The organism is Acidobacteriota bacterium (assembly GCA_003225175.1).
Classification (GTDB): Bacteria; Acidobacteriota; Terriglobia; order Terriglobales; family Acidobacteriaceae; genus Gp1-AA112.
Genome location: QIBA01000033.1, coordinates 80715 through 101001 on the forward strand (window position 1 = coordinate 80715; position 20287 = coordinate 101001).

The window sequence follows — 20287 nt, forward strand, 5'->3', positions numbered from 1 at the left end:
GGGGTTGGTGGTGCTGTGGTTCTGCATACGCACAATTTCAATGAAAACCTGCAAACGATCTCTCCGTTGCCATCGGTCTCTGTTGTTTTCTCTCCTGATATCGTTCGCCATTCTCCACGCTCAGTCTGCTTCTGAAGCGGGATGGCCCACCTATGGCAATGATCCTGGAGGAACTCGCTTCTCGCCTGCGTCGCAGATAAGTCGAACAAACGTTGCGCGCCTCAAAATTGCATGGACTTATCGCACCGGCGCCAATGACACCCCAACGCGGCTGATAAAGAAAGCAGCCTTCGAAGCCACTCCCATCCTGGTGAATGGGGTTCTCTTCCTCAGCACTCCCTACAATCATGTGATCGCACTCGATGCGCAATCCGGCGCGAAGCGGTGGGAGTACGATCCACACGTCAATTTGCAACGCAACTACTCGGAAGTTGCTTCGCGCGGCGTCTCGGCATGGCGCGACGCGAAAGCCAAGTCTAGACAACCGTGCAGTCTGCGCATTTTCATCGGCACTCTCGACGCTCGTCTAGCAGCTCTTGATGGCGACTCCGGAAAGCTCTGCAGCGACTTCGGTACTAAGGGCGAGATTGATCTTAATCGTGATGCAGCAACCCAGACAGAATGGACCGGCGGATATCAAGTAACCTCTGCTCCGGCAATCGCCGGAGACCTCGTCATCGTGGGATCCTCGATCGCCGATAATTGGAAGGTTGATACCGGACGCGGCATTGTTCGCGCCTTTGACGCCCGCACCGGCAAACTGCGATGGACTTGGGACCCGATTCCATGGGCACAGAACACGAAGCCTCGCACCGGCGGTGGCAATGCGTGGTCAACGCTCTCAGTCGACGCGGATCATGACCTCGTCTTCATCCCAACAGGCAGCGCCGCTCCCGACTATTACGGCGGAGGCCGCAAAGGCGATAACAAGTGGGCGAATTCTGTTGTGGCTCTACGCGCTTCTACCGGGGAATTTGTCTGGGGCTTCCAGGTCGTGCATCACGATCTTTGGGATTTCGATGTCGCAGCTCAGCCCACACTATTCACCTGGAAGGACGGAACTCCGGCTGTAGTGATCAATACCAAAATGGGCCATGTGTTTGTCCTGAACCGGCTCACGGGCGCGCCTTTGCTTCCAGTGGAAGAACGTCCGTTCCCGCAAACGGATATTGCCGGCGAGGAGACGTGGCCCACGCAGCCGTTTTCTACCATCTCGCTTGTTCCAGAAAAAATCTCTGCGGCCGATGCCTGGGGACCGACTCCGGAAGCCTTGAAGTGGTGCCAGGACAAGCTCAACGCTTCTCGTGCGGAGGGCATCTTTACGCCACCGACGCTGCGAGGCACGGCGACAGCTCCTGGGAACGTGGGGGGTGTAAATTGGGGAGGAGCCGCCTACGATGCGCAGCATCACTTAATGTTCGTCAATACGAATCGACTTGTCGCATGGGTAAAGCTCATTCCACGCGCTAACTATGAAGCGGAGACCAACAAAGATCAAGACAACCGAATCTACGGCGAGTTTGGCGATCAAGATCCGGCTCCGTTTGGAATATATCGGACATTCCTGTTCTCCCCTGGCCAGGTGCCTTGCAATGCCCCGCCCTGGGGCACTGTGACGGCCGTCGATCTCTTTTCGGGAAAGAAGGCGTGGGAAGTGCCTCTGGGAAGCTTCATTCCTGGCAAGAGCACCGGCACCATCAACCTCGGAGGACCCATGACTACGGCAGGCGGCCTGGTGTTTACCTCCGCGGCCATGGACAACTTCGTGCGAGCGTTCGATTCCGAAACAGGAAAGGAGCTGTGGAGCTTCGAACTGCCTGCCGGCGCCCAGGCCACGCCGATGACCTACATGCTTAACGGCAAGCAATATGTTGTGATTTGCGCGGGTGGACACGGCAAGCTTGGAACGAAGCAGGGCGACTACGTGATGGCATTCACGCTGCCATAACCGCGAGTCCGCTACTCCGCTTTTTTTTAAAACTTTGCGTGTCTCACCTCTATTCCATCGGTATCCTTAATGGATGTGCCCAGACTTTTTGGAGGTAGATTGATGAAGAACAGCACGGTTAGACAAATACAAAAACACCGCTCAGAGGTATCCAGCCTGCCCGTCAAAGTGGTTGAAGACCTTCGCCGCACGGTGGACTCGGCATATGAAGAAGTATCCCGTGGCATGAGGCGGGCCAAGAACACAGCCGACGACGTACTCTATGACAGCCGTTATCAAATCAAGCGGCATCCGTTGGCCGCAGTGGGATCTGCAGCTGCGGCAGGACTGGCAATTGGCTTCGTTATCGGCTGGCTTGCAAAACCGAATAAGCGTGCGGTTTAGACACGACCTGTAATGCCTTCAGTAACAGGCAACCTTATGGTTGCCTTTTATTTTGCCTCCGGTTAATATGCAACTTGGAGGTTGCATACTGGATGACCGACCGTATCGAGAAGCGCATCGAATTGAAAGCCTCAGTTTCGCGGGTCTGGCGCGCCTTAACGGATTATCGAGAATTTGGCGAATGGTTTCGCGTGAAAATCGATGGCCCATTCAAACCAGGCGAGGCTTCACATGGACAAGTTACTTATTCCGGCTACGAGCACCTGAAGTGGGAAGCCGTCGTGCAGAAAATGGAGCCGGAGCGTCTTTTCTCGTTCACCTGGCATCCGGCCGGAATCGATGCCAAAAGGGATTATTCGAAAGAGAAGCCTACCCTTGTCGAGTTCAGGCTGGAGAAGACTGCGCACGGCACGCTGCTTGTGGTCACAGAATCCGGCTTCGACCAGATACCGGCTGACCGCCGCCAGGAAGCGTTTCGCATGAACGAAGGCGGATGGGAGACTCAGATCCACAACATCGAGAGCTATGTCGCCAGCAACCCATAATCGCCTCGCCGTACTGCGCCAGGCGCCTGTCTTCGCAGCCTTGGGAGACGAGACGCGTCTGCGGCTCGTAACGAAGCTCAGCCGTGGGCGACCCACTTCTATTTCTGAGCTGACCGAAGGCACTAGACTTACGCGCCAGGCGATCACCAAACATCTTCGCGTACTGGAAAGCGTTGGGATCGTGTACAGCATCCGCGAAGGTCGCGAGAGCCGCTTCAAATTCAATCCAGAACCAATCGACGAACTTCGACTCTATCTGGATATTGTCTCGCAGCAGTGGGACGAGACATTGTCCAGGCTTAAAGCATTTGTCGAGAAATAGCTAAGGGCGGCTCCCCCAGCCGCCCTCCTTTCTCGTCGCGAAACATTACTCACGAGAAGTCAACCGCGTAATGAAACTATTCCTGTTTGCGGAAGAAGTAGTAGTCCGCCGAGTATGGCACCAAGGCTTGCTTGCCTACATCGGCAGAGGTAAAGCAACCATCAGCCGGCGCAGTTCCACCTTTGGTGTTCAGGCGCTGGATGAACGTAGTTTGCGTCAGGAAGCTGCCCCCAGTTGGACCGTTGTCCGAGCCTATTGACTGCAATAAGAGACAGGCGATTGCGCCATCATTTGGGCAACTATCTTCCGAACCTGCGGGAACCGCGTTCTTCTTCTGCGCCCACACCTTGCTGCTGTCGAAGGAACTCTGCCAGGTTACGCTACCGAAGGGCAATGGTTTCGGAGCAATCCCGTTGGGGTGCGTGTCAAGGCTGCAAACTCCCAATTCGGCTCGACGGATTCAACACTTGAGCATGTGCGGGAATGCAGTCGCAATCGAAGATGAATGGAAATGTTGATCGGTTACAGATATTCCGGTAAATAAGGAAGAAACGCGGGATCAAAAGCAGGGACAGGCGGGGAGCATCGATGCTCCCCTTATAACTACTGATTTTCAGCTTGCGCCGAACGGCGCTCTCCCGATCCACTCACGGGAAGGCCAGGCTGGAGAGGAAACCCGACCGCTGTTCATCGCCCGAATCCTTCCCTCAGAGTCAGAGTAAAGAGCGCGCCAGCAGTTGCGATCTTATGGCGATGCACAATAATCCCATTCCATTTCCCTCCAGTCCCACAATGACACTTGCTCCCGCAGATTCTCTTTCTTCCGGAATCGTTAACACAGCTGCAACGCTCTATATCGATGCGCGCACATACTAAAGAGACGCGCTCAAGGAGAAAGCTGTGAAGAAACTTGTTGCTCTGTTTTTCATTGCGGGAGTCACGCTTTGCACTGCGGCGACGGCCAATGCTCAGGCGCTGAAGGTTGCGGTCCCGTTTGATTTCGTGGTCGGTGGAAACACACTGCCGGCGGCCACCTATACCATTCGAGAGTCACTCCCAAACGACAATAGGGGTCTCGCGTTCATTGGCGATCATCGCGGAATTTTGACTAGAGCCACCGAAATCGACGACACCGTCACCGGAACTAAGCTAGTGTTCCGTCACATCGGCGATCAATACTTTTTGAGCGATGTGGTGACGCTCCGTGGCAAGCTCCACTTTGCATCCTCGCGTAAGCAGACACAACGCGCTCAAGGTGCAGAGGGACCATCTGTCACGATCATTGCGGCAAACCAGTAACCGATTCCCTTCGACTCAGCGGCGCCCTGCATCCGCAGGGCGCCCTCTGTTAGTACGTTTTCAGCATGAGACTGTGCACGACGAATCGAAAGAAATCGCTGCCAATTCAGAATTGACCGGCGTGCATATCGATCAGGCGACGCGCAAGGCGTGTCCTTTTCCCTCCGAGATCCTCGAGCGGCTGCGTAAAGTGTCTGATTCAATTCAGAACGGCGAGCAGGCGGCACGTTAGCAGTGACGATTGTCTTTTGCGCGAACGCAATCGACCAGAGCAGCATCAAACCTCCGCCTAGAGGCTCGGCGATACGTGAAACCTGGCGGTCGCAATCTCGTCAAAGGCTATCGGTGCGCCGCGAGGAGCATGAGTAGCACGAGCACAACGGTGAGCACCACAATCATCGCGATGGGAAAAAAAGTTGTATCAGCCGCGCTGGTTGGCCGACTACGCCTGTATTTCATGTGCATTCGGCTGGCAATCTGACGGTGCATAGACTCCTCCGCAGAATAAGACACCTTCCTCTGTCAAGAAGTTCCACCGGAAGCCGAGGATTTATGGCGAGCACGGAGATTGGAGTGCCGGGGAACAACCTGGTCCCCGGCTGTTCCCCGTTGCCTGCTATTGCGGCGTGAGACCGCCAAAAAGTCCGTCAGTTTCCTGATTTGGACCAGCGGTAAAATACACTGTGTTAGTGAGACCACCGTTGCCACCGTTGCCGACTCTCAGCGTCCATAAGCCGTCGATGACAATCGCTTGTCCATGCGGATCGCGGAGCTTATCCACGAATTCGCCGCCCGGAGTGTACACGTTGATGTGGCCATTTCCGAAATTGCCGATCAGAATATCGCCGGCGAACTGACCAAAACCGGCGGGGGCGAGTGCCATTCCCCAGGGCGAATTGAGCTGCCCATACTGCGCGAATCGCTCCTGCCCGCTGCCATCGAGATTGAAAGTGTTCACAATGCCGTGGCTCTCACCGGCCAGATCGTCGTGCTTCGTCTCATCCTGTACGGCATAGCTGACAAAGAGCTTTCCGTTCATCAGAACTATGTTGAATGGTGCATAGCCTTTTTTCAGTTTCGGGTCAAAGAACGCACTCGCCGGCAAATTGCGCGGTGTAGAGAAGGTGTTGTCATACACCTCAACTTTCCCGGAACGGAAATTGGGAACGTACAACAAAGTCCTGCCTGCGCTATCGGTGGCGATTGCCAGTCCCTTGTACACAGCGCCGTTGGCTGCATCAGGGTTGGAGGAATTGTCGACTGCGATAATCGCGAATGTGCCTGCCTTCGCTTTGTCTCGCACAGGGTCAAAGCCCAGCGGATTTACTCCTGGATTCCAGCCGAGAATCGTTCCATCTTCTGTCGAGAACAAAAACGCCGCCGATGCAGAGGCCGGCTTTCCGTTCGCGTCAACCCCCGAGACCTTGAATCCGCCGTTTGCGCCACCATTAATGTTGAAGACGAGTCCTGTCGGTGTTCCCGAATTCCCCAGCGGATCTCCCGGCCTGGGAATGGAAACTACCAGTCCCAGCGTGGCCACTGGAACAGAGGCTGTAACTCGGTAAAGCGTGGAGACACCCGCGTTATTGTCAGAAATCCAAAAGGGCGAAGTACCGGATGCACCCACACCCCAGGCATTTTTAAGGTGATCATCCGCCACGAGAGGCGTATGAATGATGCCATTGGCATCAGTCAAGGGCGATGTATTAGCGACAAGATCGGTTTCGACGAAACCATTTTGGGCCGACATTGTGCCGAGAAGCGAACCACTGAGTAATGCTGCAATGACTAGGAATCGACGGATGGTCTTCACAACTCCTCCTCTGAGCGATAGCTCTGCTGTAGGAACTTGTCGGATGGTGAATTGCATCCCAACCGGGATTTCCTTTGGCAAAGCTGTAGGCGTCGCGTATTTTCGTCCCAAGGTGAGTACAAGTCAATGCGAGCGGGCCGCTTCATCCCGATCCATTTCGTCCCAATCTGTGATGGCGCCTCCTTCATTGGAGGTCTTATCGAAGCTTTAACGTTCCAGAATGGGAAACGCCGTGCAGACTACTGGAACCGGGTGAGTGTCAGCATGGAACAAGTGGCAGGCAAGTGGGCAAAGTCGGCAGAGGCGCAGATGCTCATCGACGGAGCCTTGGGATTCTGTGGGATCCACGGGGAAGGCTCTTCAGACGCCCCAGCTTCACGATCAGAGACGGAACAATCGTCAGGTCCAGGTCATCGCCAATCCAGCAAAGCTGAGCGAACCTGACGTGCATGTCCTGGAAGGCAGATAAAACCACCTGCGGTAGCGGCTAGCACGGCTTTGTCTTCGACTGTCGACGCGACTAAGTGCTCCCCGATTTATTCGCTCACGCTACATCCTCATCATTCTCTAAGTACTCGCCCGGCACATCATCTTCCGGAACTTCGCGCGTCTTCACCTCAGAGACATCCGGCGACTCAGCGCCCTCGACGCCTTCAACGACACCAGCCTCGAACGCATTCCCCTCTTCCAGAAGCTCCTCCACACTCTCCGAATCTGCATCAGCCAGATCAGACAATTGCTGAATGTCGCCAGACTGACCAGCCGACGCCGGCCCGAGTTCATCCTTTTTATTTCGATCGCCCATTGATGTGCTCCTTCTGTGGCCAATTGAATCACCCGATCGCTCTAACCCATCCCTACCGCGGACAGTTCTGATGTACTATCCCCTCTTCCCTTTAACTTGTCGCCTTTCCCTCAGGCTACCTTCAGTATCACCTTCCCATGTGTCCCGCCGGATTCACTAAGTTCCTGCGCTTCTTTCGCCTGGCTGAGGTTCATCGTCTGAGCCAGTCTGGGCTTCAAAGCGCCTTGCTCGACCAGCTTTGCGAGTTCCTTCAGGTCTGCCGCATTCTTGCGCATAAATACCATAACCGCATGGATGCCAGCCCGTTTTGCGGCTGCTTCATCGACTGGCTGAACCGTGGTGACGAGCACACCACCGGATTTCACCACCATGTATGAGCGCACCAGAGTGTCGCCACCGACGAGATCGACCACCGCATCGACTTCGCCCGCCTTCTCCTCAAACCTCTCGCGCTGATAGTCAATCACCTCATCGACTCCGATGGACTTGAGGTATTCAATGTCGTCACCCGAAGCCGTGCCGATCACGCGGGCTCCAAAGTTCTTCGCAATCTGCGAGGCGAACGAGCCCACACCGCCGGCGGCGCCGTGTACCAAAATGGTCATGCCCGACTTCGCTTTCACGACGTCACGGATAACTTGCAGCGCCGTCGATCCAGCAGTCGGAAGCGCGGCTGCCGTGACGAAGTCCATCGATGCAGGCATCGCGGCGATTTCAGAAACCGAGGCCGCAACGTATTCTGCGTATGCGCCCTGCGCAAAACCAAACACCCGATCCCCCGCTGCGAAGCGATCGACAGCCTTGCCGTGATCTGCCACTTCACCAGCGAAGTCCTGCCCGATGGTAAGCGGAAAGGATGCGGGCATCACCTGCTTCAGATACCCCTGCCTGATCTTCCAATCGATTGGATTAACTCCGGCATCGTGAACTCGAACGAGAACCTGGTCGTCCGCGATGGATACTCGCTGCACATCTTCCAGCTTCAATGTATCGGCATCCCCATACTGATGAATTCGAATGGCCTTCATGCTGATCTCCATTGAGGAATTAAGGATGATGGGTTGGCTGTTGACTGCGGAGAGAAGTTGGCAACGCACAACTCAAGACCGTCGCCGTTGCGCATACCAATATACGCTCGGCGTATGCTCTCGATGTGCCTGAATGCTGAATGCTGCGGAGTTCCCGGTGGTGTCCCGAGTGGCACATCCGCTTGATGCTCCGAAAATTTGGCCGCGAAGCTTGATCCTGCACGCGCGGCTCAGCGTACAATCTTGGCTCCGCTGCATATAGTGAAGACAGGTGCCTCATGACTCATGAAGCAGCCGTTTCGAAAGCTCGCGAGCTGGCCAGTCGTGTACTGGCGCCAAGTGCAGGGCAAAACGACAAGGCGGGACGATTTTCCACGGAGGCGGTGGAATCACTCGGAGAGTCCGGGCTGCTCGGGCTTTTGTTATCCACGAATTCTGGCGGTTCAGGCCTGGGACCACGCACGTTTGCGGCTGTCACCGCCGCGCTCGCTGAGGCAGACGCTTCTGTCGCCATGGTGTATGTAATGCACATCATGGGCGCCGCCACGATCGCGGCAGCCCGTCCAAGCGCAGCTCAGGCACTCACGCCGATATTGCAGGAGATCGGCGCTGGCCGCCATTTAGCGACGCTCGCTTTCAGTGAAGCCGGCTCACGCAGTCATTTCTGGGCACCAATATCGCGAGCACATCGCAACGGTAGCGGCGTACGCATTAGCGCGAAGAAATCCTGGGTCACCAGCGCGGGCCATGCGCAGAGCTACATCGTTTCCGCGCTTGCGCCTGAGGGCGACGGACCTACCGACTCAACTCTTTATCTTCTTGCGGCAGGAACACGCGGCCTATCCGTTGCCGGTCCATGGGACGGTTTGGGACTTCGCGCCAACGCCTCTGCGCCAATCGCACTCGAAGAGTGCGAAGTGCCATCCCATTTTCAACTCACGGACGACGGCGCAGGTTTTCCCGCGATGTTGAACATGGTGCTCCCGCTGTTCAATTTGGGATCAGCATCGGTGTCATTGGGATTGTGCCGAGCGGCGGTTGCAGGGACGGCCTCGCATCTGAAGACTGCAAAATTCGAGCACCTCGGCCAGAGCCTCGGCGAGAGCCTGCCTACGCTACGCGCGCAGCTCGCGACGATGCAGATCGAGACCGATGGGCTGTCGGCACGCATCGACGATTTAGTCGACCATCTTGAAAACCCGCGCGAGACCACCATGCTGCGCGTGCTTGAAGCCAAAGCCGCTGCCGGCGACGTCGCGATTAGCGTGACTTCAGCCGCAATGCGCGTTTGCGGCGGTGCGGCCTTCTCAAAACATTTGGGCATCGAGCGCCTCTTCCGCGATGCGCACGCGGGCGCTGTGATGGCGCCAACCGGAGATGTTCTGCGCGAGTTCATCGGAAAGGCCCTTTTAGGCATGCCGCTCTTCTAGATGAGCGGCTGCGAAAAGCAAGAAAATATTTTTGTGAAATGCCGCCGTGGAGGCCTATGCGCAAGACAATCTGGTTAGGAGCTGTTGCATACAATCCCAAAGTGGTCACGATTTGGGAGGGGATGCGGGGATATTTTCATGAGGAAGCACATCTTGATGTTGAGGTCGTGCTGTTCCAGAGCTATGAGGCGCAGGTCCTCGCGCTGCTCGCTCAACCCGGCGAGGCGGTGCCGCGTATCGATATTGCCTGGAATACGAACCTGGCCTACCTGCAGGCAGATGAGTGGAGTGGCCACTCCTGTCGTGCAATCGCTATGCGCGACACCGATCTCGGCTGGATGACCACGATCATCGCCGTCAACGGAAGTCCCATTTCGACACTCGCGGATTTGAGAAATCGCACGCTCGCGCTCGGCAGCCGAGACAGCGGACACGCGGCGATCCTTCCTGTTCACTTCTTGGAGCAGCAAGGGATGTGCGAAGGAAGGGACTACCGAACGCTGCGCTTCGACAGCGACGTCGGGAAACACGGCGATACCGGTACCAGCGAAGTGGAGGTCGTTCGCGCCGTTCTCGATGGTCGAGCCGACGCCGGCGCTATCGGCAGCCCATTTTGGGACACCGTCCGCAAGGAGCGCCTGGTGCCGGAAAGAGGCCTCTGTGAGATATGGTCCTCTCCGGCGTACAACCATTGCATGTTCACGGCCCGGCCCGATCTTACCCTCGAACAGGAGCGCCGGTTTGTCGAAGCGCTCTTAGCTATGGACTACGAGAATCCAGTTCATCGCGCGATTCTCGATGCGGAAGGGCTGCAGCGCTGGGTAACGCCTCACCTCGATGGCTACTCGGCCTTGCGGCACGCGGCCGCGCAACAGGGATTGTTGCAGCAGGCATTGGCCAAATCGGCCTGAGAGGCTGAGGCGATCTGGCCTTACGAGCTTCAGAAAAATCATTCAGGCTTTAGAAAACGGCACGCCTTTGAGTCGTGCCGTTTAGGCGAGTTCTATCGATTGTCTTGGAGTGTTAGCGCCCGCTTGAGGTTGGAGCACGAAAGAAAGACTCAGCTCATCGGCTAAAGCTGTGCTGATTTGGAACGACTGCACGGCAAGGCTGAAGCCAGTGCCCTTCCCTAAGCGATTTTCACTTCAGTTGTCACACCATCTTTCCGCAGGCTCTTCAACCAGCCAGATTTTTGGCCGTAAGCGCGGACAAGCTTCACGCACAGTTAAAGATTCTCGCCAGTCTACTTGCGTGTTCGCCTTCGCGCTCGAAAGCGCGGCGGACGGCAGCGAAGGACTCAGCCAAAGGAAAGATGTCGTGCGTAACCAGCAGGTCGGCATCTTCCGCCCCCACCGGATGCCAGTACACACCATCAGCACTAATCGTGACTTCCGGCACCAGATCGGCTCGACTGACGGCAACACCTTCGCTGGCAGCGCCGCGCAACGCCATACGGCGTATGACTCGGTCCTCTGCGGCAATCTTCTCTTCGTCGAGGAACTGACGGAACTCCTCAGCCTCGGCATCAGTTGAAACGGTTGCAGCCAGCCGCACTCTAAACCCCTGCGCACGAGCGTGCTGAATACCTGCGCGCGCTCGAGCCCATGTTCCGGACCCACGATGGAGGTCGTGCCGCCCTGGCGTTGGGCTGTCCAAGCTGATTTGCAGAACAATTCGCTGGCGAGGCAACGCTCGCAAGCCTTCCGCGCGACGGCCGGTGAACAACATGCCATTGGTCAGCACAGTAGTGGGAGCGGCCGCAGCGCAGGCCAGCAGAATCTCGCCGATATCCTCGAGCAGAAACGGCTCGCCTCCAGTGACGAAAATTTCTTTCACCCCAAGTTCGGCAGCTTCACGCGCAATGCGCTGTACACGCTCGAGCCCCAGCTCTCGTCGCGGCGCGGTAGGCGAGGAACGCACACAGCAGTAGTCGCAATGCAGGTTGCAGTCGAAGTTGGTGTACAGCCAAAGGCGGGAACCGACCGGCCGATTTTCTTCGGCAGGCATTGCTGCAGTCCCAAAACGGAAAACCCACCGCGTGCGGCCATTTTCGGACGTGGTCTCCAGGAGTGGGTTTCCGGTGAATCGGCACCAGGTTTCCAACTCAGGTCCAATGCTCTCTTCGTCGCCGATCACCGCGACAAGATCGCCCGGCCTACCGCGGCGCAGAACAGAGATCAATTCCGGCAAGAGGCCAGACGCGAACGTCTTTCGCGCGATATCCAGATCGAACTTAGTCTTCATCGGAATCCGCGCATTTTACAGTTGCGAGAGCACGTGGAAATAGCTTTTTACTGCGCGCGACTTATTGCGCTTTCACCCAGGTATTCGAACCGGTCAGCTTAACCGCCAGATCTGAGATGAAGATGTGCAGGGGCTTGCCGTCGGCGGTGCCGCGGTGCTCGGTTGAGACAAGCACCGGACCTGCCTTTTTGTAGCCTGCCCAGCTGGCGATCACTAATTGTGGCGGCTTGGGCCCGCCGCGATGGTAGACGAGGTACTGCACGCGGTTGTCTTTGGCGACGTAGAGGTCCCAGGTGTCGCCGGGCGTGTACCCGCCAGCTTCCGCGGGATACTTCACTACGACCAGCCTGGCCGAGCCAGTTCCCACCGGCAGTTTCTTCATACCTTCGTCGGTCACCGTAGCACTCTTGTCCCAGTAGGCATGGAAAGGAAAGATCAGCCAATAGTTATCGTTGACGAAAGCCGGTTCGACTTCGTTCTTCACGCTGTCTGGCTGGCTGCTGAGCTGAGACTCGATGTAAGTGGCCTTGACCGGCTTACCGTCTTTGTCTTTCCCCTCGTAAGAGACTTTATTAGTCTTAGGCTCCCACTCCCAGTTGTGACTGAGTTTGAAGACTCCGGGGATTTCAGCATTCCAGGTGTAGCGGATAGCCTCGATTTGTCCAAACGAGTCGAGACCGTACGTTTTAGCGATCTGCTCGAGAATCGGCGCGCGCTCTTGCGCCCACAAGTTCGAAGCAAGGAATAGCGCCGCAAAAAATAGGAAACGGATCATCGTTGAACGGCCCAGCTTTGCCATAGAGATCCTCCTCAATCAATGAAGTAAATGTCGCTTGGATGACGCACAAAGGTTCCCGGATACAAGAATACATCTCGTGAAGTTGGCTTCACTCTACTTGGCTCGTTTGGCGTAGTAACGTCGCCGATCGTGTGATCCGGCGCAAAGCAAGAATTGCACCGGCCATTGCCAGGCATCCATATTCCAGCAGCATGACCCAAGCAGGAAGCGATCCCCACGGACGCCCAAGTGCGCGGAAGTGCCACATTATATATGTCGGGAAAATACTCACAGTCCAGAGCACAATCAGCAGTGTCGAAGCCGACGTCAGAAATGGCAGCAGCCAGAGAAGGTACCAGGGGAATACGACGGGTGCGCACCAGAGAGATGCTGCCATTGGCCACGCAAACGTCTCCGGAGACCACTCGGTCGCTGCGCTTCTAAGCCAGGTTGCAGTCACTAATCCAACGAGCACTGCCAGCGCAGCTAACCACTGCGGCGGCGCCACTCGATCGAGCGCTCCGAACACTGGACCATTAAAGCGGAAACTCTGCACGTACGCGCCGAGCGAGCCGACCGGAATACGGCCGTGACTCAGAAATGGAAGGTACAGAAGGGCGACGAGGCTAAGCGCTAGCACAGCGTCCCGAATGCGAACGCGCTTCCAGTAAAGAGGCAAAAGTACGATCGGCAGAAATTTAACTGCTACAGCTAGGGCAAATCCAACGGCCGCAGTCGCACGCCATCGGCGGAGCAGCGCAGCAGCGGACACGAGCAGCAATAGCGCGCCAACAATGTCAATATGACCGCTTCCCGCTACCTCAATCGCCAACAATGGATTCCACGCGAACGCCAGAACCAAGTGCTCGCCCTGCCGGCTAAAACGCAAGACATCGAACAACAAGAGAACAATAGCGAGCTCGCAAACCACAAATGCTACCTTCAGCGCAAACGCAGATTCGTGAATACCGGTAAAGGCACGGAAGAAGAGCTGCGCTCCCGCTGGATATGGACTCGGTAGATCCGGATTGTTCAAGGTGCGGGTTTCGGGAGTATGCAGCCCTTTAACGGAAGGATCGCCGGGAACGACAAGATAAGGGTTGTAGCCGAGCCTCTGCAGGCGGCCATCCCAAACATATCGATGAATATCGTCATCCGCGCCCGGCGGCATCCGAAGAAATTCAATGTGCCACACAGCAGCCAGCAGGAGGCCAATGACGACAACGCGTCGGGAGAATCTTGGCCTGGCAAAAAACTCACGGATCGCTAAGAGGTACACGACGCCCGCAAGCGTCAATGAGGCCATGAAGTACGGTCCGCCTCTATCGCCGAAGTTGCGTGAGCAGATCGTCAGTGCCACGCACAACGTGGCGCCGAGGAGATGCACTCTCCACGCGGGGGTCATCTTCACATTTCTCCCGTGCCCGTACGCAATTGTGCTGCCGCAAGCTCCCACTCTTTAAGCCACCGTGCCGTGCGCGGCGCTCTTGCCGGAGCTTGGCGCAACTCCGCTGCCAGACGATCCAGGTCGTCAGCTACATCAATGTCCCAAAATGGATCTGCGAAACCCACCGTCAGCTCAAGAGCTCGTGCGCGTGATAGTAGCCTCTCCAGTGCGCTCGTGGTGCCCATTCCGTCGTGTGCAAAAAGCGTAGGATGCCCAGGCTTTGCCCCTACGAGATAGTAGCCTCCGTCGTGGGTCGGTCCCACGACCACGTCATGCGAGATGAGAGTTTCGAATGCATCTTCGAGAACCGAACGCGGCAGATGTGGACTGTCGCTGTTGAAGGCAATCGTCCGTCGGTGACGATCTCGCGCGAAGTGGGCAAACACTGAAGTGAGCCCCGCAGCCAGACCTTCACCTTTCTGCGCAACTACGTTTGCGTTTTCGCCTGCCAGCTGGGTCAACTCGCTCACATCGGACTCCGGGCACATAATGGCAACTTCCACATCGCCCAATGACCGCGCCAGTGTCAGCGTATCGTCGAGGAGACAGCAGTAAAAGGAAATGACATCTGTAGGAGAGAGGTTCGGAGTCAAACGCGTCTTAACTGTGCCGGGGCGTGGTGCCTTCGCCATAATCACCAGCACACGGTCACTCCCTGAAGGATGCACCACCGTCTCGCTTGAAGATGTCATAGATTTTGACGGGGAACCTACGCCGGCCGCGGACTTCCGGCTCTCCGCTGCCGGAAATAGTATCTCGCGATCAAGCTGAGAATGAACCAGGCGGCGCCGATACTGCCCTTCAGCGTACCGCCGATCTTCGATTTTCCGATGCGCGGATAATAGCTCACCGGGACTTCAACCACGCGGAATCCGCCCAGCGCGCCTTTGAGAATCATCTCAACCGCCCAGCCGTATGTGGTTTCCTCCAGCGCGAGTGAGCGAAGTACATCGGCACGTGCGGCCCGAAAAGGTCCAAGGTCGCTGATGTCAAGACCGTAGAGGAATCTGATCAGAGTGGCAGCGAGTCGGTTTCCAAACGCCTGATGCCAAGGCAGCGCCGCGGAAGCGCCGTGCTCGCCGATGCGGCCTCCGATCGTGATATCGGCAACTCCATTGCTGATTGGCGCTAAGAGAATGGGAAGTTCAGCGGGACGGTCGCTGTAGTCGCCGTCAAGGAAGACAACAACATCAGCCGCGCTGGTATTCGCCAGTCCTGTCAGACAGGCGCGTCCATATCCACGACGCGGTTCCTGCACGACGCGCGCTCCCAGCTTCGCGGCGATTTCCGCCGTGCCATCGTTCGAGTTGCTGTCAACAACAATGACTTCGGTCGCGAGATCGGACGGAAGATCCGCAAGAACGCGCCCAATCGACTGTGCCTCATTGTGAGTAGGAATAATGACCGAGACTCGCACGTGAATTAAGACGATTTCAAAGTAGCTGTACGGCAATTGGGTGGAGCAGGCAGCTTCGGGCCTGCGTCGCTGCTAATGCTCATATTCTGGCTTTAACCTCTGGCGGTAAATTGGCTGCACCCAATTTACCTCAGTAGCTGAATAGGTTTCTTTTCGGATTGTGAATGCAGGCCGGAATCGGCCTGCTCCACCTATCAGCATATCGGGCATAGAGTGTGCGACCGCTTCGCTCGATCACCACCACAGAGAGGAGGGCGACCGTTTTGCAAGCAGTGCGTCCATGCCCCACCTTCGTCCGGCACGTCCAATGGCGAGTCCAAGGCACGCCAGGACCGGAACCAACAGTTCCCAGATCCATCCGAGGCCCAACTCCGACATCCAGAGACTGCCGAGAAATAGAAAAGCCACAAATGCTGCCGGCCGAGTCACCAGACCAATGACCAGCAGGATGCCGAGAGAGATCTCGGTCAAGCCCTGCATAGGAGCAGCCATCGTCGCATGATTCGCAGCCAGCGCCATCACCGACTTCCACACGGCAGGCGAGTGGCTCTGCTTAATGTAGGAGTTGATCAAAGCTGCATAGTTTGCCGGACTGTAAAGGCCCTTTCCCAGATTCTCGAAAAAAACCGATACAAACATTGCCCCGACCGTCACGCGAACCAGTGCCAAGCCGTTTGCTGCATCGAGGATGCTGCCAGCTCCGGTCGCCTCGGTTCTCGCTGAACTCACGCTTGTCGTCATTCGTATCCTCTTTCCAGCAAATTGAACTACCACCACTGAGCATGGCAATGTTAAACCCCTTGTTCATACTGCTGCCAATTTCCGCTGCCATGATCAAGCCAGAACCACCGACACGAACATATTGGACCAAGGCATTTGGATCAGCACTTTTCGGATTAGTTCCCCTAAGCGATGGTTCATTGCGCCATGCGCTGATGTGGGGCAGCACACAGCCCGCGGCGGGACAGCGCCGGATGTGAGTTGCTCTTCAGCTACTCTCATGGCCATCGTAATCATTCCGAATTACGACGCGATTCCATTTCGGTCTTGACTTAAGTGAACTCTAAAATCGGGAAATGCGTTTCTTTCCCCTGGCAATGCTGAGCGCTGGTCTATCGGCCATACTCTTCTTAGCGATCTCTGGATGCGGTGGCGCAGCTTCATCGCTAACCAGCACAACAATTACGGGTCCCCTCCCAGCTTCGAGTTCCGGGCCTTCGGCGCCTTCATCCACAACAGCGCCCGCACCTACAGGCACAACGACTCCGCCTGCACCGGGTTCCTCAGGTGGGAGCCCGAATCCGACCCCGACATCATCGCCCGCTCCGGTCCCATCCCCGAATGTGACCATCAGCAATATCGAGCAGATGGCTGGTTGGGATTCGTGCGACACCTGCTCCGGAGGTGGAACGATCAGCTATTCGATGACTCAGGGACTCAACTATCCCCAGTCCGGCACGGCGCAATTCTCGCTGGGTCAGGGAGCTGCATGGGGACATGCGCTGTGGTGGAAGCGGCTGGGGACCGATCCCACTGCCTCACATTTTGTTCTGACACTCGACGAGTACATCGAGAATCCCGGCGCGTCGTTTGGCATCGAGTACGAGGCTAACCAGATCGTCGATGGCCAGTGGTACGACTTCGCCACGCAATGCTCGTTCGGGTACGGCATCTGGCAACTCTGGGATCCTGCCAATCAGCGCTGGGTTCCCACTTCGGTACCGTGCGCGAGGCCGGCGCCTTCAACTCACACCCAACTGCGGCTCGAGTTCCAGCGCAGCAACGGCCAGGCTGTATTTGTCTCCATCGGCGCCAACGGCAACATCGTGCCTGTAAACATGGCCTTCAACCCACAACCTGTAAATGGTCTGAACGGCGACTTCGGCGTACACATCCAACTGAACGCCAACGGCAATCCCGATCCATATTCAGTATGGGTGCATGACTTGCGCCTCACTTACTGAGCTTGAGAGCCAATATCAAAATCCCTAATCCGGTGGGCTTGATTCTTCATGCGCAGGTAAACCTCGCATTCCATAAAGGATGATGCACAATGCGTACCCGCGTTCAGGATCAACGCTCGCCCTACCCGTGGGTCCTGCCCGAATGGAAGGTGCAATGTGGTAGCCCCACCAGACAATACTGGTTTTTGCCTAAAACGTTTTAGACTTGGCAATTGAGTGGCAGTTTCGGTACTCTTAGTCCCCGGAAAAACCTTCATGCCCACTCGCTTCCTGTTCACTCTGGTATTCCTGATCTCTTTGCCCGCTCTGGGCGCTGACTTCACGATGCAAGTCACCGAGACAGGTTATCTGGCGACGCAGGGCTTTAACGTGATGCTTTACGACAGCACGTTCCACCCTATTTTCGTCGACCAGAAGAACACCGCCATGGAGATGATTCTTCATGGCGAGCGCATCGCGACCAACGGCGATGTACGCCTCATGCCCACTCCCGAGCAGTGGGACCTGGTGGCGCAGCTCAAGGGACGCCACGCCGACAAGGATCACAACCGCCTCACCGCCGATCTCTCGTTTCCCAGCTATCAGATGGACTATCGCCTGGAAGTGGCTGCCGAGCCGGGCGGCGTGCGCGTGAGCGTGAATCTCGATAAGCCCTTGCCGGAGAAGCTGGCTGGACGCGCGGGTTTCAATCTGGAATTTCTGCCGTCGATTTATATGGATAAGACCTACGCCGCCGATGGCAACGCGTTCGGCATCTTCCCGCGCAGCCCGCAGGAAGAAATGCACAAAGTGCTGCCCTCCCCTGACGATCCGAAGAAATTGCCCTACCAGGAGGAGTGGGACGAGGCGAAGGGATACACGCAGCCGCTTCCGCTGGTTACGGGAAATAACATCACCTTCGCTACGGAAGATCCTCTGCATCGCATCAGCATCAGTTCCGAAACCGGCCCGCTCGCCCTCTACGACGGACGCAATCGCGCGCAGAACGGCTGGTTCGTACTGCGCACTCTGATTCCCTCCGGCAAGTCCGAAGGCGCTGTGGTCTGGCACATCCGTCCGAACGTGATCCCGAATTGGACGCGTCCGCCGATGATCGCGCATAGTCAGATCGGCTACGCTCCGAATTTCCCGAAGGTCGCTGTGATCGAACTCGATCCGAAATTCGACGCGCCCAAAATGGCGAAGCTGCTCCGCCTTGCCGACGACGGCTCCTACAAGCCGGTCTTCGAGGCGCCGATCTCGGCGCCCAAGCCGTGGCTGCGGTACGCCTACGCTAAATTCGACTTCTCCTCAGTGAAGGATCCCGGCCTGTACGCGATCGAATACGCAGACCAGCGCACCGACCTGTTTCCTATCTCCAAAGACGTCTACAGCCGCAGCTGGCAATCCAGCCTCGACGGTTATCTCGCCGTTGAGATGGACCACGTCTCCGTGCGCGAAGGCTACCGTTTGTGGCACGGCGTTTCGCACCTCGACGACGCACGCCAGGCTCCTCCGAACACAAATCATTTCGACGGCGCATGGCTGGGTCCGAACACCGATTCTCCCTTTCAGCCCGGCCAGCACATTCCCGGATTGAACGTCGGCGGCTGGTACGACGCCGGCGACTACGACATCCGCGCGGAAACCCAATACGCGGTGATCCAGGACCTCGCGCTCGCCTACAAAGAGTTCAGCCTGAAATGGGACGAGCTCACCGTAGATGAGAACGCCCGCACAGTCGAGATGCACCGGCCTGACGGCATTCCCGATGCGGTACAACAGGTGAAGCACGGCGTCTTGCAGGTGCTCGGACAGATCAATTCCATTGGCCATCCGGTACCCGAAATCATGGAGCCCAATCTGCGCGAGTATACGCACCTGGGCGACGCAGCATCGAAGACTGACGGACGTGTCTACAACGCAAAACTCACCCCGCACCAGGTGGATGGAAACTTCTCCGGCGCTCCCGATGATCGCTGGGCGTTCACCACTAAAGAGCCGCGCCTGCAATACGGATCCATCGCAGCGCTGGCCGCCGCCTCCCAGGCGCTAAAGGGCTGGGACGATGGGCTGGCCAAACACTGTCTGGAAACGGCCGTGAAGCTGTGGACGGAGGAACAAGCGCATCCCACTCCGATCAAGTCACCGCCCGGCCGGCAAACACCACAGAACTTCGCCGAAGGAATCGTCCGCAATGAAGAGTGGAAAGCGACGGTGCAATTACTCCTCGCGACTAACGGCGGCCAGGCCTACAAGAAGCACGTTCTGGAAATGTTTCCCAATGTGGAAAAGCGCTTTGGCTTCGGCGGCTGGATGGCCGTGCTCGCCCTGCCCTACATGGACGCGGGCTTCAAACATCAAGTCGAAACCGCGGTCCGCTCCTACGTCGCCGAATTGGATAAGCAATTGGCCGCCACGCCCTTCGGAGTCCCGCCCAGCCTGCGCACCTGGGGAGGCGCCATCGAAGTAATCGATCTCGGTGCGCGCATGTACTTCCTGCACAAAGCCTTCCCCGAGATCGTCAGCCCCGACTACACGCTGCGCGCCGCCAACTACATCCTCGGCACGCATCCGGTATCGAGCACGTCCTATGTCTCTGGAGTCGGAACAGTTTCCAAGCTGAAGGCCTACGGAAACAACCGCGCGGACAATACGTTTATTCCTGGCGGCGTGATTCCGGGTTACATCATCATCAAGCCGGACTTCCCGGAATGCATCGACGACTTCGGCTTCCTCTGGTTTGAAGACGAATACGTCATTGACGTCGCCAGCCGATGGGTTCTGGCAGCCAACGCGGCGAACGCGCTGGTGAATCAGACTCAGCCCACAGCGGCAGTATCAGCAACAAACACACAGATGACTCATTCGCAGCGTTAGGAGG

22 protein-coding genes are annotated in these 20287 nt (G+C 56.9%); 10 read left to right on the top strand and 12 right to left on the bottom strand.

The window, feature by feature from the left end; genetic code table 11:
• Positions 1-40: 40 nt before the first annotated feature.
• From DMG62_05100 to DMG62_05115, 4 genes are all read left to right on the top strand, one after another.
• Positions 41-1948 (top strand): pyrroloquinoline quinone-dependent dehydrogenase, encoded by a 1908-nt coding sequence (locus DMG62_05100; protein ID PYY24134.1) that lies wholly within the window; start codon positions 41-43, stop codon positions 1946-1948.
• A gap of 102 nt (positions 1949-2050) precedes the next feature.
• Positions 2051-2332 carry a hypothetical protein gene (locus DMG62_05105; GenBank protein PYY24095.1) on the top strand — a complete coding sequence of 94 codons (282 nt, stop codon included), beginning with the start codon at positions 2051-2053 and terminating at the stop codon, positions 2330-2332.
• Between the two features lie 92 nt (positions 2333-2424).
• On the top strand, positions 2425-2877 hold the full coding sequence (locus DMG62_05110; protein PYY24096.1) for a vanillate O-demethylase oxidoreductase VanB: 453 nt from the start codon (positions 2425-2427) through the stop codon (positions 2875-2877).
• Complete coding sequence (locus tag DMG62_05115) at positions 2858-3199, top strand: transcriptional regulator (GenBank protein ID PYY24097.1); 342 nt, start codon at positions 2858-2860, stop codon at positions 3197-3199. The genes DMG62_05110 and DMG62_05115 overlap by 20 nt, the downstream gene beginning before the upstream one ends.
• A 76-nt stretch (positions 3200-3275) precedes the next feature.
• On the opposite strand, the gene DMG62_05120 is transcribed toward DMG62_05115, so the two are convergent.
• A complete protein-coding gene (locus tag DMG62_05120) occupies positions 3276-3659 on the bottom strand; it encodes a hypothetical protein (GenBank protein ID PYY24098.1) in 384 nt (127 codons plus the stop codon).
• A gap of 440 nt (positions 3660-4099) precedes the next feature.
• Here DMG62_05120 and DMG62_05125 point away from each other — a divergent pair, with 440 nt between their 5' ends.
• On the top strand, positions 4100-4498 hold the full coding sequence (locus tag DMG62_05125; protein PYY24099.1) for a hypothetical protein: 399 nt from the start codon (positions 4100-4102) through the stop codon (positions 4496-4498).
• 616 nt (positions 4499-5114) lie between these two features.
• Here the strand turns inward: DMG62_05125 and DMG62_05130 are convergent.
• Positions 5115-6368: a TIGR03118 family protein gene (locus tag DMG62_05130; protein ID PYY24100.1), complete on the bottom strand. Its 1254-nt coding sequence runs from the start codon at positions 6366-6368 to the stop codon at positions 5115-5117.
• Positions 6369-6437: 69 nt separating this feature from the next.
• Here DMG62_05130 and DMG62_05135 point away from each other — a divergent pair, with 69 nt between their 5' ends.
• The gene (locus DMG62_05135; protein ID PYY24101.1) at positions 6438-6755 is read left to right on the top strand and encodes a hypothetical protein; all 318 of its coding nucleotides are present in this window, start codon (positions 6438-6440) and stop codon (positions 6753-6755) included.
• Between the two features lie 100 nt (positions 6756-6855).
• On the opposite strand, the gene DMG62_05140 is transcribed toward DMG62_05135, so the two are convergent.
• Together DMG62_05140 and DMG62_05145 are read right to left on the bottom strand one after the other, a co-directional pair.
• A complete protein-coding gene (locus DMG62_05140) occupies positions 6856-7116 on the bottom strand; it encodes a hypothetical protein (GenBank protein ID PYY24102.1) in 261 nt (86 codons plus the stop codon).
• 110 nt (positions 7117-7226) lie between these two features.
• On the bottom strand, positions 7227-8156 hold the full coding sequence (locus DMG62_05145) for an NADPH:quinone reductase (GenBank protein ID PYY24103.1): 930 nt from the start codon (positions 8154-8156) through the stop codon (positions 7227-7229).
• Between the two features lie 266 nt (positions 8157-8422).
• Here DMG62_05145 and DMG62_05150 point away from each other — a divergent pair, with 266 nt between their 5' ends.
• Complete coding sequence (locus tag DMG62_05150) at positions 8423-9574, top strand: acyl-CoA dehydrogenase (protein PYY24104.1); 1152 nt, start codon at positions 8423-8425, stop codon at positions 9572-9574.
• Between the two features lie 56 nt (positions 9575-9630).
• Complete coding sequence (locus DMG62_05155; GenBank protein PYY24105.1) at positions 9631-10485, top strand: phosphate ABC transporter substrate-binding protein; 855 nt, start codon at positions 9631-9633, stop codon at positions 10483-10485.
• A 304-nt stretch (positions 10486-10789) separates the two neighbouring features.
• Here DMG62_05155 and DMG62_05160 read toward each other — a convergent pair whose 3' ends face one another.
• The 7 genes from DMG62_05160 to DMG62_05190 form a co-directional block, all read right to left on the bottom strand.
• A complete protein-coding gene (locus tag DMG62_05160) occupies positions 10790-11818 on the bottom strand; it encodes a radical SAM protein (protein ID PYY24106.1) in 1029 nt (342 codons plus the stop codon).
• 61 nt (positions 11819-11879) lie between these two features.
• Positions 11880-12617, bottom strand: coding sequence for a hypothetical protein (locus DMG62_05165; protein PYY24107.1), 738 nt, complete (start codon positions 12615-12617; stop codon positions 11880-11882).
• A gap of 88 nt (positions 12618-12705) precedes the next feature.
• Positions 12706-14007, bottom strand: coding sequence for a hypothetical protein (locus DMG62_05170; protein ID PYY24108.1), 1302 nt, complete (start codon positions 14005-14007; stop codon positions 12706-12708).
• Positions 14004-14735, bottom strand: coding sequence for a glycosyltransferase (locus DMG62_05175; protein ID PYY24109.1), 732 nt, complete (start codon positions 14733-14735; stop codon positions 14004-14006). The genes DMG62_05170 and DMG62_05175 overlap by 4 nt, the downstream gene beginning before the upstream one ends.
• Before the next feature lie 17 nt (positions 14736-14752).
• Positions 14753-15460: a UDP-glucose--dolichyl-phosphate glucosyltransferase gene (locus tag DMG62_05180; protein PYY24135.1), complete on the bottom strand. Its 708-nt coding sequence runs from the start codon at positions 15458-15460 to the stop codon at positions 14753-14755.
• A 234-nt stretch (positions 15461-15694) separates the two neighbouring features.
• The gene (locus DMG62_05185; GenBank protein PYY24110.1) at positions 15695-16201 is read right to left on the bottom strand and encodes a hypothetical protein; all 507 of its coding nucleotides are present in this window, start codon (positions 16199-16201) and stop codon (positions 15695-15697) included.
• 322 nt (positions 16202-16523) lie between these two features.
• Positions 16524-16811, bottom strand: coding sequence for a hypothetical protein (locus tag DMG62_05190; GenBank protein ID PYY24111.1), 288 nt, complete (start codon positions 16809-16811; stop codon positions 16524-16526).
• On the opposite strand from DMG62_05190, the gene DMG62_05195 reads away from it, so the two are divergent.
• A complete protein-coding gene (locus DMG62_05195) occupies positions 16804-17424 on the top strand; it encodes a hypothetical protein (GenBank protein ID PYY24112.1) in 621 nt (206 codons plus the stop codon). The two genes, DMG62_05190 and DMG62_05195, sit on opposite strands and share 8 nt — an antisense overlap.
• On the opposite strand, the gene DMG62_05200 is transcribed toward DMG62_05195, so the two are convergent.
• Positions 17418-17681, bottom strand: a complete 264-nt coding sequence (locus DMG62_05200) for a hypothetical protein (protein ID PYY24113.1) — start codon at positions 17679-17681, stop codon at positions 17418-17420. The genes DMG62_05195 and DMG62_05200 overlap by 7 nt on opposite strands.
• A gap of 67 nt (positions 17682-17748) precedes the next feature.
• On the opposite strand from DMG62_05200, the gene DMG62_05205 reads away from it, so the two are divergent.
• A complete protein-coding gene (locus DMG62_05205) occupies positions 17749-20283 on the top strand; it encodes a glycoside hydrolase (GenBank protein PYY24136.1) in 2535 nt (844 codons plus the stop codon).
• Positions 20284-20287 lie beyond the last annotated feature (4 nt).